This window comes from Bacillus pinisoli (assembly GCF_023036475.1).
Lineage (GTDB): Bacteria > Bacillota > Bacilli > Bacillales > SA4 > Bacillus_BS > Bacillus_BS pinisoli.
This window is the reverse complement of record NZ_JAJQKI010000009.1, coordinates 35,608-54,441: the sequence shown is the minus strand read 5'-3', so window position 1 is coordinate 54,441 and position 18,834 is coordinate 35,608. Positions and strand designations below refer to the sequence as shown.

At 39.8% G+C, this 18,834-nt stretch carries 12 protein-coding genes, 1 pseudogene and 1 riboswitch; of the genes and pseudogenes, 8 read left to right on the top strand and 5 right to left on the bottom strand.

What is annotated here, in order from left to right; translation table 11 throughout:
• Window positions 1–106: 106 nt before the first annotated feature.
• From LT143_RS13905 to LT143_RS13880, 6 genes are all read left to right on the top strand, one after another.
• Window positions 107–1,276, top strand: coding sequence for a M20 family metallopeptidase (locus LT143_RS13905; protein ID WP_272495805.1), 1,170 nt, complete (start codon window positions 107–109; stop codon window positions 1,274–1,276).
• A 30-nt stretch (window positions 1,277–1,306) separates the two neighbouring features.
• Window positions 1,307–2,848 carry an AbgT family transporter gene (locus LT143_RS13900; protein WP_246943821.1) on the top strand — a complete coding sequence of 514 codons (1,542 nt, stop codon included), beginning with the start codon at window positions 1,307–1,309 and terminating at the stop codon, window positions 2,846–2,848.
• Between the two features lie 354 nt (window positions 2,849–3,202).
• Window positions 3,203–5,587 (top strand): M14 family zinc carboxypeptidase, encoded by a 2,385-nt coding sequence (locus LT143_RS13895; RefSeq protein WP_246943820.1) that lies wholly within the window; start codon window positions 3,203–3,205, stop codon window positions 5,585–5,587.
• Window positions 5,588–5,824: 237 nt separating this feature from the next.
• Window positions 5,825–6,700, top strand: a complete 876-nt coding sequence (locus tag LT143_RS13890) for a carbon-nitrogen hydrolase family protein (RefSeq protein WP_246943819.1) — start codon at window positions 5,825–5,827, stop codon at window positions 6,698–6,700.
• Window positions 6,701–6,724: 24 nt separating this feature from the next.
• Complete coding sequence (locus LT143_RS13885; protein WP_246943818.1) at window positions 6,725–7,399, top strand: GNAT family N-acetyltransferase; 675 nt, start codon at window positions 6,725–6,727, stop codon at window positions 7,397–7,399.
• Window positions 7,400–7,589: 190 nt separating this feature from the next.
• Window positions 7,590–10,106: a bifunctional diguanylate cyclase/phosphodiesterase gene (locus tag LT143_RS13880; RefSeq protein ID WP_246943817.1), complete on the top strand. Its 2,517-nt coding sequence runs from the start codon at window positions 7,590–7,592 to the stop codon at window positions 10,104–10,106.
• A 102-nt stretch (window positions 10,107–10,208) separates the two neighbouring features.
• Here LT143_RS13880 and LT143_RS20475 read toward each other — a convergent pair whose 3' ends face one another.
• From LT143_RS20475 to LT143_RS13860, 3 genes and pseudogenes are all read right to left on the bottom strand, one after another.
• On the bottom strand, window positions 10,209–10,721 hold the full coding sequence (locus LT143_RS20475) for a peptidoglycan-binding domain-containing protein (RefSeq protein ID WP_272495808.1): 513 nt from the start codon (window positions 10,719–10,721) through the stop codon (window positions 10,209–10,211).
• A gap of 27 nt (window positions 10,722–10,748) precedes the next feature.
• A pseudogene (locus LT143_RS13865) lies at window positions 10,749–11,261 on the bottom strand (peptidoglycan recognition protein family protein); the annotation flags it as partial.
• Window positions 11,262–11,356: 95 nt separating this feature from the next.
• A complete protein-coding gene (locus LT143_RS13860; RefSeq protein WP_246943816.1) occupies window positions 11,357–12,883 on the bottom strand; it encodes an FAD-dependent oxidoreductase in 1,527 nt (508 codons plus the stop codon).
• A 126-nt stretch (window positions 12,884–13,009) separates the two neighbouring features.
• Window positions 13,010–13,154: riboswitch (cyclic di-AMP (ydaO/yuaA leader) on the top strand.
• Between the two features lie 79 nt (window positions 13,155–13,233).
• Between LT143_RS13860 and LT143_RS13855 the strand changes: the two genes are divergently transcribed.
• The gene (locus LT143_RS13855) at window positions 13,234–14,487 is read left to right on the top strand and encodes a dicarboxylate/amino acid:cation symporter (protein ID WP_246943815.1); all 1,254 of its coding nucleotides are present in this window, start codon (window positions 13,234–13,236) and stop codon (window positions 14,485–14,487) included.
• Between the two features lie 58 nt (window positions 14,488–14,545).
• On the opposite strand, the gene LT143_RS13850 is transcribed toward LT143_RS13855, so the two are convergent.
• A complete protein-coding gene (locus LT143_RS13850) occupies window positions 14,546–16,099 on the bottom strand; it encodes an ABC-F family ATP-binding cassette domain-containing protein (RefSeq protein ID WP_246943814.1) in 1,554 nt (517 codons plus the stop codon).
• Between the two features lie 213 nt (window positions 16,100–16,312).
• Between LT143_RS13850 and LT143_RS13845 the strand changes: the two genes are divergently transcribed.
• Window positions 16,313–16,774, top strand: coding sequence for a DUF3052 domain-containing protein (locus LT143_RS13845; protein ID WP_246943813.1), 462 nt, complete (start codon window positions 16,313–16,315; stop codon window positions 16,772–16,774).
• 268 nt (window positions 16,775–17,042) lie between these two features.
• Here LT143_RS13845 and LT143_RS13840 read toward each other — a convergent pair whose 3' ends face one another.
• Window positions 17,043–18,617, bottom strand: a complete 1,575-nt coding sequence (locus LT143_RS13840) for a glycine betaine uptake BCCT transporter (protein WP_272495804.1) — start codon at window positions 18,615–18,617, stop codon at window positions 17,043–17,045.
• Between the last annotated feature and the right edge of the window lie 217 nt (window positions 18,618–18,834).

The window sequence follows — 18,834 nt, the reverse complement described above, 5'->3', positions numbered from 1 at the left end:
GAAATACATAATTATTCTAAATATTTTAATTATTGGTAATGCTCTTGTATTTTAACAGGAAGGCAATCTTGCAACTAACCACATACAGAAAAAGGGGGACTAAATCTTGGAAACTTTATTCGCAAAGCTTGATGATCTTTACGAGGAAATGGTACAGGTTCGAAGACATCTGCATGAAAATCCAGAGCTTTCTTTTGAAGAAGTTGAAACACCTAAATTCATTGCTGAATATCATGAGAAGCTAGGTCATGAAGTCAGAACCGGTGTCGGTGAAAGAGGAGTAGTAGCTAAATTAAAGGGTGGAAAGCCAGGGCCAACCATTGCACTGCGAGCTGATTTTGACGCTTTACCGATTCAGGAAGAAACGGATGTGCCGTATAAATCTAAGAAAGATGGCGTTATGCATGCATGTGGTCATGATGCTCATACGGCTCAACTATTGGTTCTAGCTAAGGCGTTAAACAGCATGAAGGATGAGTTAGAAGGTACGGTTGTATTTATTCATCAGCATGCCGAGGAATATCAGCCTGGAGGAGCCATTGCCATGATTGAAGATGGCTGTCTTGAAGGTGTTGATGTCATTTTTGGAACGCATCAGTGGGCAACAGGTCCGCTTGGTGAAGTAGGTTTTAGAAGTGGTCCAACCATGGCGGCAGCTGACCGCTTCCATATCAAGGTTAAAGGAAAAGGCGGACACGGTGCACAGCCGCATTTTACGAAGGATTCGGTGGTTGTTGCTTGCCAATTAGTGACTAATTTACAGCAAATCGTAAGCCGTCGAGTGGATCCATTAGATTCTGCGGTCCTTTCTGTTGGGAATTTTGTTGCAAAAAATGCCTTTAATGTCATTGCGGATACGGTTCAGATTGATGGAACGGTTAGAACGTTTAAAGAGGACGTTCGTAATCTAGTTGAGCAGGAAATGGAGAGAATTACTCGAGGTACATGTTTGGCAGCAGATGCAGACTATGATTTTGAATTTGTCAGAGGTTACCCAGCTACTGTTAACAGTGAAGAGGAAACGGAGTTCGTGGCAGAATGCGCGAAGACGGTTCCTGGCGTTACAAAGGTATATGAAATTGCTCCGCAAATGGGAGGAGAGGATTTCTCTTATTATTTACAGCATGTAAAAGGAACGTTCTTCTTTACAGGAGCAGGTAATCCTGAATGGGAAGTTACATATCCTCACCATCATCCGAAATTTGATATTGATGAGAGATCAATGTTAGTTGCGTCAAAGATTTTAGCGAAGGCAGTCATGCAATATCAAAAATAAATATAACAACTAGAAAAAGGGGGATTTAACGTGAACTCAAATCCACAAGTGGAAGGTTCAGTGAAAAAAAGGGGAGCCTTTAATGCTTTCCTAGACTTTATTGAGAAATACGGTAATAAGCTACCGGATCCTGTCATGCTTTTTGTAGGAATTACCGCTCTTATTTTAATTGCTTCAGCTGTCTTTTCTGCATTAGGAACTACGGCAGTGAACCCGGCGAATGGGGAAAAGATTGAAGTAGTAAACCTGTTATCAGGTGCTGGTTTAATTAAGATCTTAGAAGGTATGGTAACCAATTTTACAAGCTTCCCACCGTTAGGATTAGTGTTAGTCGTAATGCTCGGTGTTGGTGTAGCTGAATCTACTGGACTTATAACTGCTTTTATGAAAACGACTCTTTTAAATGCTCCTAAGAAATTAATTTTACCAACGATTGTCTTAGTGGCCATGCTTGGTAACGCTGCAGCCGATGCGGCAATGGTTGTATTACCTCCAATCGTTGCGATGATTTTCGTGGCTTTAGGCAGACACCCGATTGCGGGTCTAGCAGCTGCGTATGCATCTGTTGCTGGAGGATTCAGTGCAAACCTCATTTTAAGTATGCTTGACCCTCTCGTTGCAGGTTTTACACAGACAGGTGCACAGTTAATTGACCCTGATTATGTGGCGAACCCAGCGATGAACTACTACTTTTTAGTTGTTTCATGTCTTGTGTTAGTACCAGTTGCAGTATTCGTCACTGCCAAGATTGTTGAACCACGATTAGGTACATATACTGGCGAAAAAATTGCCATGGAAAAAGTAACAGCTGATGAAAAAAGAGGCTTAAAGTGGGCCGCGATTTCTCTAGGTATCTTAATTGCTATTGTTCTATTCCTTACTTTACCTGAAGGTGCACTTTTAAGACATCCTGAAACGGGTTCATTAACGGTGTCTCCGTTTATGTCTAGCTTAGTTCCACTGATGATGGTGTTCTTCTTAGTACCGGCATTATGCTATGGATTTGCTGCTAAGATTTTAACATCATCCAAAGATGTAGCTGATCATTTAGCGAAATCTATGGCGGGTATGGGAACGTATATTGTCATTGCGTTTGTTGCCGCTCAAATGATTGCTTACTTTAGCTGGAGTAACTTAGGGCCAATCGTTGCGATAAAGGGTGCTGAGTTCTTACAAGCAATTGGTCTAACAGGACTTCCGTTAATTCTAGGATTCATTGTTGTTGCAGCGTTAATTAACCTATTAGTAGCAAGTGCTTCTGCAAAATGGGCGATTCTTGCACCGGTATTTGTGCCAATGTTTATGCTACTAGGTTACAGCCCAGCATTTACTCAAGCAGCTTACCGTGTCGGGGATTCTATCACGAACCCGATTACACCAATGCTTGCTTACTTTGCAATCGCCTTAACCTTTGCTCAAAAATACGATAAGAAAATTGGAATCGGGACGTTCATGTCTTCGTTACTACCATACTCGATTGCATTCGCGATCGTATGGGTGATTCTCTTTGCTGTATGGTATTTCTTAGGGTTACCACTAGGACCAGGGGAATATATTCATTTAGAAAAATAGATTCATATAAAAAGGGCACAACTAGTAAAAAATACTGGTTGTGCTTTTTTGTTAGTGTTGTTCCTATTCGCTTCTGGCTGCTACCTCTTGTTACACGAAGTAGTAACTCCTTCATAGGTTTTTAATAATTGATTGTGTATAATTATGTATTCGGGTGTCCCTTGAGGTACGTTTGTGTTTGTCAGGTTTTCGCTTTGTTTAATCTGTAATAGGACAATCTTTCGTGAAATTTGTCGAAAAAAACATCTTTTAATTCCTCTTTATAAAATTTATAATCTTTAAGGGTAAATGAATAATTATACATATAGAATCCGTGGTCTGTTCACGATGTTCTATCAATGGAGGAAAATAATAATGAACTATTCTAAGAAAGTATTAACTGGTGTACTATCATTGAGTTTACTAGCTTCTGTCCCCTTCAATACATATGCAAACGGTCAATCTTTTAAAAATGCACAAAGTATTGAACTTATAGAAGCCGAAAAAAGTTTATTTAATGCTGAACACTATGATTTTCTAAAGTACTCCAAAATTGGAGAGAAGCTTCAGGAGATTGCTAAGAAAAGTAACCGTATTACAGTGGAGGTGAAAGGCCAGTCATCTCAAGGACATGATCTGTACGTGGTAACTGTTTCAGATCCAAGTGCAAAGGGGAAATATGGTCATATTCAAGCTCTTAGGAAGCAAATGTTTAAAAATCCTGAAAAAGCCCAGGCTTGGATCGAAAAAAATCCTGATTTTAAAGTTCCTGTCATGATTAACTCTTCTATTCATGGAACGGAGTATGTTGGGACAGATGCGACCATCCAGCTCATTGAGCGCTTAGCTACTCAAAATGATGAAGTAACTAAATCAATTTTAGAAAATAACATATTGATTATAAATGTAGTGGCGAATCCGGACGGGCGTGTGGACGGAACTCGTTTTAACGGAAATGGAATAGATTTAAATCGTGATTTTATTACACAATCTCAGCCAGAAACTCAGTTAGCTGTTGAATTAATGACGGAATGGAATCCGATGGTGTTACTGGATTTACATGGATATGTGAAGAATTATAGTCCTAACTTACAAGGTTTGATTGAGCCTTGTACGCCACCACATAATCCGAACTATGAGTATGATTTATACATGAAGCATGCCCTTGATGCAGCAGTAGCGATGGAATCGGAAATTATGGGTAATAAAGCAAGCTATTCATCATCAAGTTTATATCAAAATATGGTAGGTACGTATATTCCTTACCGTGATGATGCTGCTGGGTGGGATGATTACCCACCAATTTTCACACCAATGTACGCCATGTACCACGGAGCTTTTGCACATACACTTGAGGCGCCAACAAATGACGAAGATGGAGTAAAGTGGACGTATGATGCAGTAATGGGTGCGTTGAAGTATGCGACGGAAAACCGTACAGAAATGATCACAGATCAAATTGAAATGTTTAAACGTGGAATTCTAAATGAGCATCCAACCCATAAAGAAAACTTCTTCCCACAAGCATATGTTTTACCTGTGGATGAACAAGACCCGACCGTTACAAAAAAAGCTGTAAATCACTTGTTGAAAAATGATGTTGTGGTAGAGGAAGCGAAACAATCATTTACTGCTAATGGAGTAAAATATCCAGCAGGTACTTACATTGTTCCGATGAATCAAGCTAAAGCTGGTTTAGCAAATACGATGCTATGGGATGGGGAAGACATTACTGAACAAACTTCTGCCATGTATGATATTTCTGCATGGAGCTTACCAGAGCTATGGGGCTTTGAAGCGGTGCCAGTTCAAGCTGAAGTAAACGTACAATCCGTTAAGGTGAACAGTGTAAATGAGCAAGGTAAGCTTGTAGGGAAAGGGCCGTTTATGATCCCTAATACTTCTGTAAAAGCTGTAAACCTTGTGAATGAATTGTTAGCAAGTGGAGTGGAAGTTAAAAAAGGAACAGATGGAAACTTTTATTTCAATGGAACAAGTAATATAGTAAAAAGTCTGGTTAGCCAATCAGGTTTGACCATTCAAACGAGTGCTACTCCAAGTGACGCAACAGCAATTACAAAGTTAAAGGTAGCCATACTTAAAGACGGTGGTATGAACAAGGCACAGTCACACGCAGGAACGAAGCTCTCACTAGAGCGTCTAGGCTTTAATGTGACAGAACTTCACCCTCGTGATGTGGCAACCAAGGGATTAGAAGGGTTTGATGTGTTTGTATATAGTGCAACAAATAGTCTAATCACCCCACAATCCAGAGAAGCGAATCGTGAATTCGCTGTATTAGATACAGCTCAGCAAGCTCAATTCAAGAGTCAAGTAACTGCATTTATAGAGAACGGTGGAAAGTATATCTCGGTAGGAGCTGCTTCTGCGAATGCAACAGTAACATTAGGACTAACAGATGTAACGGTAAAGACAGGAACGTCAAACAGTAACGGAATTGTAAATGTAATCTATAACGACAATGCCATTACAAAAGGTTATAACCAAAACGACATTGGATTTGTCTACCGTCCAGCGTGGTTTGAAGGTACAACATCTGGTAAAGAAATAATTGCAACCTATGCCAACACAGCTGACTTCTTTGTAGCAGGTCACTGGAAAAATAGAGAAGCTGCACAAGGAAAACCAGTCATCATCAAAGAACCAAGTAAAGACGTAACATTAATCGGACTTGAACCTGGATTCCGTGATCACACAGACTATTTATTCCGTCTGTTATCAAATACAATCTTTGAATAGGAAACCGAGCAGAACCCGTTTCACTGGAACGGGTTCTGCTTTTTAATGGAGGAGATGAGTGATACATATATAACAAACTTTAACGCTGTAAAGCATCGGGGGCCTGGCCCCCGATGCTTTACAGCGTTACTATGTGAACGTTTTGTGGAGTTTTATGTAATATGAGTATTATCCCTTGTAGTTTCATGTGTAATGTTTATAATCGAATTAAATTGATTTTTAGAGAGGGGTAGATAGATGAAATTTCGTGTTTCTGCAGTGCAGTATCACTTGCATTCTATTCAGTCTTTTGAGGAGTTCGCCGCACAGTGTGAACATTATGTGAAGACAGCTGCTGAGTATGGTTCAGAGTTTGTATTGTTTCCTGAATTCTTTACGACACAGCTTTTGTCAATTGGCGGAGGTCAAGGAACAAGCTTAACGATTAATGAGCTTCCTGGCTTTACGGAACAATATATTACATTATTTACGAGATTAGCTGTTGTGCATAAGATGCATATTATTGGTGGCACTCATGTAATCAACAGAGATGATAAATTATATAACGTGGCACATTTATTCTATCCAGATGGTCGTGTTGAGGAGCAGGCGAAGCTTCATATTACACCGACGGAAGTCCATGAATGGAATATGGCTGCAGGTAATGAATTTAGAGTGTTTGACACAGAAAAGGGAAGAATCGCGGTATTAACTTGCTATGATATAGAGTTCCCAGAGATTGTTCGTATTGCAAAGGCAAAAGGTGCTGATGTTATTTTCTGCCCTTCTTGTACAGATGACCGCCATGGTTTCCACCGTGTTCGTTACACAAGTCATGCACGTGCTGTTGAAAATCAGGTGTATGTCGTGTTAACAGGAACGGTCGGTGCCTTACCAACGGTTGATTTTATGAGAGCTAATTTTGGCCAGGCGGCAATCATTACACCTAATGATATACCATTCCCTCCACAAGGTTTGTTGGCGGAAGGTGAATTAAACAACGATATGATCGTAACAGCGGATCTTGATTTAAGCCTACTATATGAAGTACGTGAAAAGGGTTCTGTTACAACATGGAGAGATCGCAGAACAGACCTATACACAGATTGGCACGATATTAAAATTAAAGGCTAATTCACCAGAAGGAGATATGAACAAATGGAATATGTAAGAGTCCAAAGTATAGATGATCCACTATTTAAGCAATTACATGATCTAATGAAAGAAGTATTCCCACCAGAAGAAGTACTAGAATTCTCCCTTTGGAAAGAGCCGTTAGAAGATCCTAGCATCTTCGTTTACGTGGCTGTGCATGAAGGTAAAGTTGTGGGTATTACAGAGTATCGTTATTATCCACAATGGAATACCGCCATGACTGATTTCACGATCGTGAGTCAAGCTGGATTAAGTTTAGGTCGCTTCCTAGCAAATAACCGCTTAGCTCATCTTCAACAGTTAGCAAAAGAAAACGGTGGTCAACAACTAAAAGGAATGTTTGCTGAAATCTACGATCCATACCAAAAAGACGATTTCGATTTCGGTGGCGTCCCAATGATGAACCCATTTGTACGTCGTGAAGTATTATCACACTTAGGCTACCAACGCTTAGACTTCAGTTACGTTCACCCATCATGGGAAAATAACGGAGAAGCTGTTACAGGTCTAGATCTTTGCTTCATGCCAATTAGCGAAGAACTGACAGAACTACCAGCTTCACTCGTGGTAGATTTCTTATCAACATACTACTCTGTACTACCAGACAAACCAGCAGAGTGGCTAAACATGATAGAAGAACTTAAGAAAAAAGAAGCAGTAGCATTATTACCTCTATAAATTAAAGCAACCCCTTATCAGGTCTAGAATCTTGATAAGGGGTTTTTCAATTCGACAAAATTCGGGTGGTGCCTGTCACCACCCGAATTGCTTTTTCCTTTATTTAGAACTTAATCTTTGTCGAAATTACACGAATCCTGTCGATATACATAGTAGTGTACATTTTTGCTGTAGCCAGGAGGAACATAGCATGTCCATCAAGAAGAAAATTTCACTAATGTTCACCGTAATGGTGTTAATCATATTAATCTCAAATAATTACTTGCATTATATGCGTTCCAAGGAGCAGTTGCTTGAAGCGAATGAGCGTGAGTTGCAGCTGTTGAAGGAAGAGATCACGATGCAGATTGAGAACGCAAAGGCCGGGGCGCTTTATGTGGAGAATATTCTTGGCAGGGAGCTTCGCACGGTGTCGATTGCTGCGCAGTATATGTTGCCAGCGCGTCATGAGGATGTGACGAATGAGCAATTGGTTGAGGTATCGAAGGAATTAATGGTCTCTCATATTACCCTTTTTGCTGAAACAGAAGATGATATTATTGGGGTCAAATCCTCTGATCCTCATGAGATCAATCTATCAACAAAAGGATGGGGGTATTGGTATGATGCGTTCCATCAACTCCTTGATTTGAGACAAGTCGATGTAGGTAAGGGATTAACTCTCCCCCATTATTGGTCAGGTCCCATTGAAGTCGCTTCTAGTAATCCTGATCATATTGATAAATGGGGCTATTATTATGATGGAACAACTAACTATATAATAGATCCCTATTTCCGCGATGGTGAAGTATTAGAGTATGAAGAGCTTTTTGGACCAAGTAAAGTAATTGAACGATTCACCCAAAGTTTAGAGGGGATGTTGGAAATTACCGTCTTTAACCCTAAAACGTTCGGTAAAGAAAAAGAAGTGGTCCATCTGAATGGCAATAGTTACGTCAGAATATCGGAAGAGCCAATTTGGTATGGAACCTATCAATATAGCAATCTAATAGAAGATCAATCGTATATAAAGCAAGCCATTCAAACGAATGATACATTTCAATATAGAGATACAATCCTAGGAAAAGATATACGAAAAACGTTTTTCCCCGTCCAAGGTGAAGAGCCATATGTAATTGGTATAACGTATAATTATGGATTGATTCAGGATCAACTAGATGCTGTGTTCAAAGAGCATATCTTACTATCCGTTTTCTTTATCATTATTGTGTTAGCTGCTAGTTCCATCTATTCTCGTACAATTACAAGGCCAATTTCCTATATTGTGGAGCAGGTTCACGAAATAGCAAAAGGTAATTTTGGAAAGAAGTTAACATTAAAACGAAAAGATGAGTTCGGAATGCTCGTCGAAAATGTCAATGCTCTTTCTATTAATCTGAAAGAATACACAGATGATTTACAAAGGAGTAAAGAGATTATCGAGTTCCAAGCATTGCACGACCCATTAACATCTTTACCAAATCGTCGTTATATTAAGGAACGAATGAAGGAAATAAAGGATGGAGTGGATGAGCAGAAGAAGGTTGCTCTTATATTTATAGATGTCGATCGATTTAAACACGTGAATGATACGTTAGGGCATAACATAGGTGATGATTTAATTAAAGTAATTGGGCATAGAATCAAGGAGTGCATCCCGTCAAGCAATGGTGTGGTTGCGAGACAAGGCGGCGATGAATTCATTGTCCTTTTAGAAAATATGACAATAGAAGAAAGCCGAGACATAACAGAAAATATCGTAAAGTCCGTTAAACAGCCTTACTTAATTGAAGATAACGAACTATACGTTAGTGCAAGCTGTGGAGTAAGCTTTTATCCCGTTCATTCTACTGACTTAGAAACACTTATCATGTACGCTGATATGGCCATGTATGAAGCAAAGCGACATGGTGGTAATAGACTGGTTGTTTACGAGGATAAAATGAGTGACGAATCAAAGGAAAGAGCAAAAATAGAAGCAAAGTTAAGACGTGCCATCGACTCAGAAAAAATAGATGTGTTTTTTCAGCCCAAAATGGACGCTAGTACTGGAAAAACAGTGGGGATGGAGGCTTTAGCGAGATGGACAGATGATGAACTCGGTATGGTTTCACCAGCAACATTCATCCCGATTGCAGAAGACACTGGTCTCATTCAACCCATTTGGGAGCAGCTTATGAACAAAGCATGCCGTCAAGTGTCGACATGGAATAATGAAAAAGGAACATCGCTAACATTAGCTGTTAACTTTTCAACTACTCAGTTTCAAGATTCATCACCGATCGTTCATAAGGTTCAGAGTATATTAGAAAAGAATAATTTAGCCCCTGAACTATTTGAGGTGGAAATTACAGAAAGTGTGCTTATGTACAATACAGTTGATATTATTCAAGCCTTAAGAGAGCTTCAAAAGCTGGGTGTTAAAATTGCGGTTGATGATTTTGGAACAGGATACTCATCACTAAGTTATTTGAAGAGTTTACCCATCAATACATTGAAAATAGATCGGTCATTTATTAAGGATATCCAAGAAAACTATCAAAATAGTGAGATTGCTCACGCTGTCATTCATCTTGCAAAAAGCTTGAAACTAGAAGTAGTGGCAGAAGGGGTAGAGTTAGCCCATCAAAGAGATTATCTAGTAGAAAACGAATGTTATATGATGCAAGGTTATCTATTTAGTAAACCAATTCCAGCAAGAGAGTTTGAAGAACGTTATCTTTCATAGAGGTCGTCTATTCGACAAAATTCGGGTGGTGCCTGTCACCACCCGAATTAGTACAATAAAAAAATGGAACGTTGCTATTTAGCTTCGTTCCATTTTCTATTTTTACCCTTGATCAACTAATTCCATTTGAATATATTTTCTTGTATTCGGTCCATAAATCCCGTCATTTGCTAAAGCGGCATATGTGGACTGAAAACGTCGTACAGCATCTTCTGTATTGGGGCCGTAAATGCCATCAATTGCACCTGGATTAAAATTAATTTGTTGTAAGGCACGCTGTACCTGTCTGACTTCAGTACCTTCGTCACCTTGTCGTAAAATGCCGGTTGGAAGCGGGAACTCGTTTTTCGGTTGACTCGCTCCTAATACTTCATTTAGTTTACTTAACGTATTTTGTCCAACTAATCCATCCACCACTAATCCATATCGACGCTGAAATCTCATGACAGCCGTTTCAGTTTCTTCTCCAAATACTCCATCCGCACCATAACGCGGGAGTGCAAAGCCAGCTCGAATTAGATCCTGTTGGACTTCTCGAACGAATTGTCCTCGATCTCCTTCACGAAGAGGTAATTCTACAGAAACCCCTTTTACAGCTGGCTGCTCCTCGTCCATCTCCTGACCGTTTACAAAAATGGTCTGGTAAGTCTCTTTTACATCAGCTAAAAACTGATTCCAGGATATGCCGTATCGGCGTAATGCGTTTTGAGGATCTGTTCTCCTTTCAGGATCAAGCGTGCTATGGGCGACAATGTCCTCATCAGGGTCTAATCCAAAGCGATCTAATAAGTAGGCATGATACCAAACATATCGTTTATAGGATTCATTGAAATTAATATTTCCACCCCAACATAGCTCCACGCCAATTGCTGCATTATTAGCATCAGCACCGTATCTGCGGTTATCGGTGGAGACATTGTTACGGACATGGTAGGCAACTTCGTCAAGAGGAATAATTTCAAGTATATATCTATCATCAATGAAGGTATGAGCAGAAGCAGAAGGTTGGACATTGTTAAAATAATTACGGTTCCCATAAGCTGTTGATCCGGCATTTCCTGTATCGTGGCTTACGATAAACCGAATGGTATTATTAGCTGTACCGGGACGTGAATTGCCTTTATCAATATAATCTCTCGTAATATCGTATCTCATAGTAACCTCCTTCATATAGTAATCATTGCATTATATGTGAAGGAGGTAGTACCTGATAGTAAATAGAATAAAGATAATTCAAACGTTCTAGAACATCAGTCTAAATGAACCTTCTTAAGCGGTTCTACCGCAGGTCCTTCCATGACTTCACCACTAAAAGAGAATCTTGAACCGTGACATGGACAATCCCATGATCGCTCGCCATCATTCCACTCCACTTCACAGCCAAGATGCGTACAGGTTGTATCCACGATATGCAATTTTCCATTCGCATCCTTATAGCAGCCAGCACGCTTTCCATTTACCTTTACAACGGCACCTTCATCAGGTTGAAGCTCATCTACCGTCTTGTGCACCATTCCAATTTTACCTGCCACAAAATGTCCACCCACATCTGCGTTTTGTGCAATAAATTGCTTAACCGAAGGATCTGCTTGAAAACGTGAAGGAGTGTAGAGCTGCTCATATGGATTTTGTTTTTGTAAAATGATATCGCAAAGAAGCATGCCTGCAGCCGTACCTGTCGTCATTCCCCATTTTCGGTAGCCCGTTGCTACAAAAATATTCGGGTTGTCCTTTGTCATGGCCCCGATATAAGGAATCTTATCTAGTGTCGTTAAATCCTGTGCAGACCAGCGGTTCACCACTTCTTCAATGCCAAAAAGCTCATCGCCAAACTCTGCTAAATGCTCATAATGCTGGAATGTGTTTGTACCGTGACCCGTTTTATGTTTTTCACCAGCGACAATTACAAGGTTCTCTCCGTTAAAAGGAGTATAACGAATAGAGCGCTTCGGTGTTTCGGCACTTAAATACATGCCACCAGGGTAGGATTTTTTCGTCTTTAAAGCAAGTAAGTAGGAGCGCTCTGCATACATACGAGTAAAGTAAAAGCCCTTGTCATAAAAAGGGAAATGAGAACCTACGATTAAGTAGTCGCAAGTAACTTTATGCCCATCTTTAGTCGTTACGACTGGATGGTTACCGGGTTCTACATCCGTAGCCGTCGTTTGCTCGTAAATACTTCCACCGGCTTCTGTAATTTTATCAACTAGTACCTTCATGAACTTTAATGGGTGATACTGTGCCTGATTTTTCATGACAATAGCAGATTTCATCTCAAGATCAAGAGGCATAGAATCAACCAGACCTCCCGCAATGCTTAATCTTGAATAAGCTGCTGCTTCCTTTTGAAGCTTAGAAAGTTTTTCCTCTGAATTTGTATAGACATAAGCATCCTCTTCAATAAAATCACAATCAATATGAAGCTCTCTTGTTGTTTTCTTGATAAAGTTTAAGGCATCATAATTCGCTTCATAGTAGAGGCGCGCTTTTTCCTCACCGAAGTGACTAATTAATTCATCATATATGATATCGTGCTGAGCCGTAATTTTAGCTGTCGTATGACCAGTTGTGCCATTTAGTAGCTTGTCTGCTTCAAGTAGGGCTACATTCAAGCCTTGCTTAGTGAGAAGATAAGCAGCGGTAATACCGGAAATCCCACCTCCCACGATGGCTACATCTACTTTTTTATCCTCAGTCAGCTTTGAAAAGCTTGGTAGTTTAACGCTGTCACGCCAGTAAGGCTCTGGAAATTGAGGGAGCTTGTTTTCCCAATTCATATGTATGTCCTCCAATCATGTTTGTATCTAATTTTTCCCATTTGGAGGAGTCTATACCAAATTTCAATGTGGATAATAAATTTTTATATTGACGAAGAGCAAGTCCATCAAGTATGATTCTTTTAATTACATAGTCTGCTTAATCCCAATGGGAGCGGGGGAACCAAATTTTCATGTGGCAAAGACCACAGGGGTGAATCCTTTTAGTAGGTAGGGTGAGTTTCTACATCCGAATCCGACAGCTAACCTCGTCAGCATTAATAGAGACCAAAGTATGCATTCATTTATCACGCCACAATGGGGTTCTCTCTGTTGTGGCTTATTTTATTTTATAAAAGGAGGATAAAAAAATGGCGAAGAATAACAATTTAACAAAAAAGATTATTATTGCTCTTATTCTTGGTTTATTAGTAGGTTTTGCACTGAATTTCTTTGCACCTGGTTTGTTTGGAATTATTGACCCATATGTGCTTTACCCATTAGGTCAACTATTTTTAAAGCTTATTAAAATGCTAGTTGTCCCACTTGTATTTGTCTCTATCGTACTAGGGGTAGCTGGACTTGGTGACCCCAAAAAGCTTGGTAGAATTGGTACAAAGACAATTAGTTACTTTTTAGTCACCACAACAGTAGCCATCGTTCTTGCTATGGCTGTTGGGTATATGATGAAGCCAGGTGTTAATGGAACGTTTGATACAGAAGGTGCGAGCTATGAAGCTGCCGAAGCACCACCTGTCATTGATACTCTATTAAATATCATTCCTACGAATCCAATTGAATCCATGACGTCAGGGAACATGCTTCAAATTATTGCCTTTGCTGTATTTATTGGATTAGCTCTTGCTGTGTTAGGTGAGAAAACAAGCGGGGTTTATAAAATCGTTGAACAAACGAACGAAATCATGATGTATCTTGTAAACTTAGTCATGAAAGTAGCCCCATATGGTGCTTTTGCCTTAATTGCATCCGCGATTGGAAAACAAGGTTGGGATGCTTTTAAAGTCATGGGTATGTATTTTACAGCTGTTATGCTAACGTTACTCATTCATACGGTTGTCACGTATGGTGGAACGGTTTCATTGCTTGGAAAGATGAATCCTATTAAGTTTTTCAAAGGATTTGCTCCAGCGATGTCAGTGGCTTTCAGTACATCAAGTAGTAGTGCGACATTACCAGTTTCCATGGATACTGCTCAGAAAAACCTTAATGTTCCAAAACAAGTAAGTAGTTTCGTTCAACCATTAGGTGCAACGATTAATATGGATGGAACAGCTATAATGCAGGGTGTGGCGACAATCTTTATCGCACAGGTATATGGTGTTGACTTGTCTATGAGTCAATTGCTAATGGTCGTTCTTACAGCTGTTCTAGCTAGTATTGGAACGGCAGGAGTTCCTGGAGTTGGCTTAATTATGCTAGCAATGGTTTTAAAGTCAGTAAATCTTCCGGTAGAAGGAATTGCCCTCATTATTGGAATTGACCGTCTGCTTGATATGACAAGAACAGCCGTTAATATTACAGGTGATGCTGCGTGTGCTGTGATCGTGGCTGAATCTGAGAAAAAGCATGTATCAAGTAATCAGAATAGCGGATTATCTGTATAATAAAGAAGAAGCAGAAACTCATTATATGTGAGTTTCTGCTTTTTTTGTTTGTCATCATTTATTCAGCTTTTTGAGACCATTCCTCAACATCCCATACCTTCGTAATCCAATCCTCATAAAAATCAGGTTCGTGGCATACAAGGACAATAGTGCCTTTATAAGCTTTTAGTGCACGCTTTAATTCTTCTTTGGCTACTACGTCTAAGTGGTTTGTTGGCTCGTCAAATAATAGCCAGTTGCTTTCGTTCATGAGTAGCTTACATAAACGAACCTTTGCTTGCTCTCCACCACTTAATTGAGAGAGTGGACGGGATATGTGCTCATTTTTTAAGCCACATCTAGCAAGTGCAGCACGAACTTGGTGTTGATCCATGCTAGGGAAGGAATTCCACACATCCTCAATCGGAGTGATATTTTCAGCTTTAACCTCCTGTTCAAAATAAGAAGGATAGAGGAAGTCACCTTGAACTGCTTTTCCACTCAGTGGTTTAATTTTCCCTAAAATTGTTTTAAGTAACGTTGATTTTCCGACACCGTTACAGCCAACAATCGCAATTTTTTCGCCACGCTCAATGGACATCGAAAGTTTTGGTAGAAGCGGGAATGAGTAACCAATCTCTAAATCTTCTCCTTCGAATACATAACGACTGCTTCCTCTAGATTCTTTAAACTCAAAGGTTGGTTTAAGGGCTGTTTCAGGACGGTCAATTCTCTCCATGCGATCAAGTTGCTTCTGTCTAGATTTTGCGCGGCCTGTTGTAGAATAGCGTGCTTTGTTTTTCGCAATAAAGTCTTCTTGCTTCTTAATAAATTCCTTCTGCTTTTCATACGCATTAATATGCTGATTTTTATTAATCTCAGCAAGCTCCAAGAATTTTTCATACGTCGCTGTATAGCGTGTTAGTTTACTAAACTCTAGGTGGAATATAACCCCAGTTACTTGATTCATAAACTCTGTATCATGGGAAATTAATAAAAACGCGTTTGGATACTCTCTTAGGTAACCAACTAACCATTTAATGTGCTCTACATCCAGATAGTTGGTTGGCTCGTCCAGTAATAAAACTTCAGGCTGCTCAAGTAATAGCTTAGCTAGAAGTACTTTCGTACGCTGCCCACCACTAAGAGCCGAAACATCACGATCTAAGCCAATTGCATCTAGCCCAAGACCTCTTGCTGTTTCTTCAATCTTAATATCAAGCATATAAAATCCGCCAGCTTCAAGACGGTCCTGAATCTCCGCCATCTTCTCCAGTAGTTCTTCTAATTCTTCAGGAGTAGCCGTTGCCATCTTCTCCGTTACTTCATTTAACTCTTTTTCCTTCTCATATAAAGGTAAAAAAGCATCACTTAAAATATCACGAATCGTTTTTCCTCTTGTTAACACCGTGTGCTGATCTAAATACCCATACTGCACAGTTGGTAACCACTCAACACGACCTGTATCATACACGAGCTGCCCCGTTAATATATTCATCAATGTCGACTTTCCGACACCATTCGCCCCAACCAATCCAATATGCTCACCAGCTAAAAGACGGAAGGAAACATCTTTAAATAGCGTACGATCCCCGAAGCTATGTCCTAAACCTTCAACGGTTAATAAGCTCATACATCTCGTTCCTCCAATACCGTATTCAATAATCCTTGATTCATCATACTACTTTCTTCTATTCTCTGCTATACCTCAGTTTTTGTCAGAGGAGGTGCCTGGCACCTGTAAATCGACAGGTGCCAGGCACCTCCCGAATTTTGTCGATTGAAGTTGCGACAGAAACTGTAAAAGACTAGAATGTTGATAGATAGGAACTAGGAGGGATAAACAATGGTCGAGTTAAACCCAGTATTAAAGAAGCTCCAGTTTAAGGATCAAGGAATGAATGCGTTGGTGTTAAATGCTCCAAAGGAGTATGAGGAAGTGATGCAGGCTTTTCCAGTTCCGGTACATACCGAGGTACAGGATAAGGTCTATTCGTTTGTTCAGGTATTTGGTACTTCAAATGAAACGATTAAAGAGTTAGCCAATCTGGGAGTAGATTTGGTAAGTGAAGACGGTCTGCTGTGGCTATGTTATCCAAAGAAGTCTTCCAAAACGTATAAAGGCTCCGATTGTAGTCGTGAAACGGTCACACCTTTGCTTTCAGAAAAGGGATTTGAACCAGTTAGACAGGTAGCTATCGATGAGGATTGGTCGGCACTGCGCTTTAGACCGGTTGAGAAAATTAAAACCATGACGAGAAAGTTCGCTGTGACGGAAAAAGGTAAAGAACGAACACAGGATAACTAAAACATAAAAACAGTCCCTATATAGAGACTGTTTTTATGTTTTATTAAATAGATGAGGTGCTTGTACATCATCATTTGATAAAGAGGAGAAGATTATGGCACAATCTTTATTGGCAAAGGACCATTACTTGCGAGAAATCAAGATTTACTTGCAACTTTCCTCAAGTTACTTGCAAATAATCTGAGATACTTGCGACTTTGTACATTATTCTTGCGACTTCCTTCATTTTTCTTGCAACTTCCCCAAAACAAGAGCACACAACACCTAACTACTTTCCTTCTGATTCTTTCAGCAGTTCCTCAAGCTTTTTAATTCGACGTCTTTCCTTACGCTTTTGCTCGCGAACTTCCTGATTTAGTGCCTTACTTAAGGCAAAAATCATCATGACGACAATAACGGCAAAAGGTAAGGCAGCAACAATGGAAGCAGTCTGTAATCCATTTAACCCACCACTCCATAGTAAAACCGCAGCGATAGACGATTGTAATAATCCCCAAATGAGCTTAGTGGAGGTGGCCGGATTTAATACCCCTTTAGATGTAAGCATCCCTAATACAAACGTTGCTGAATCGGCAGAAGTGACGAAGAATGTGATAATTAACAGAGTAGCAAGTGTTCCCAAGATAGCGGATAACGGAAACTGCTCGAGTGTAATAAATAATGCTGTTGTAATATCACTATTCACCGCTTCTGAAATTCCACGTTGTTCAAATAGGTCAAAGAAAATAGCTGACCCCCCGAAAGCTGAGAACCAAATCGCTCCAAATATAGTCGGAACGAGTAACACGCCTAATACAAATTCCTTGATCGTTCTTCCTCTAGATACACGGGCAATGAATGTTCCGACAAATGGCGCCCAAGCAATCCACCATGCCCAATAAAAAATAGTCCATGCTCCCACCCAAGTTCCTTGCGTGAAAGGTGTCATTCGAAAACTCATCGGGATAATAGCACCTAAATAATCCCCAATAGTTGTCGTTAATACATCTAAGATGAAAGAGGTAGGACCAAAAATAATCACAAATAGTAGTAATCCAATCGCAAGTCCTAAGTTTAGATTACTTAAATACCTTATACCTTTATTCAATCCAGTAGTGGCCGAAAGCATATAAAGAATCGTTACTACCAAGATAATAATCATTTGGACGACGATCGTATTAGGAATCCCTAGGACATAATTGAGTCCGCCGTTAATCTGTAACGTTCCTAATCCTAACGAAGTAGCTACTCCAAATGCGGTCGCAATCGTAGCAAATGTATCAATTCCTTTTCCGATTGGACCATGAACTCGATCACCTAGTATTGGTTTAAAAGTCGAGCTAATGAGTCCAGACTCTCCTTTTCTAAACTGAGCATACGCTAGAGCGAGTGCGACAATGGTGTAAATGGCCCATGGATGCAGTCCCCAGTGGAAAAAGGAGTAGCGCAGAGCGATTCGTGCAGCCTCTGGCGTTTCACCCGGTACATTCATAGGTGGTGCGGTGTAGTGATAAATAGGTTCCGCAACGCCCCAGAATACAAGTCCAATTCCCATACCTGCTGAAAAAAGCATCGCAAACCAAGTGAAGTAAGAATACTCTGGATCTTCATCATCGTCCCCGAGCTTAATTTTTCCAAACGGTCCAAACGCTAAATAAACAGCAAATACTAAAAAGATAAAAGTAGCTAATAAGTAAAACCAACCAAACGAGGTTGTAATAAAGCTTAGCGCATTTGATGAAGATGTTGCTAAGTTCTCAGGAGAAACAAATCCCCATGCGACAAACAGGGTAATAACAATGACCGAAATATAAAAAACCGGTCCTAAGTTTCCTTTTTTCATAAATATTGTTCCTTTCTTCATGAAGTATGATAATTTCTTTTAGTAGCATTGTATTAAGAGTGTTTATTTATACAGGTTAAAGGAAAAAGCTTAACTATACAAAAGAAAGGAATTGTAAAAAGTTTTTTGAATTATACAATAAGGGAACATTTTACTAAAAATATGATACTCTATAATAGTTGATATTTACCGTGAGAAACCTTAATTAATATATACATAAAGCGCTTACAAAAATTTC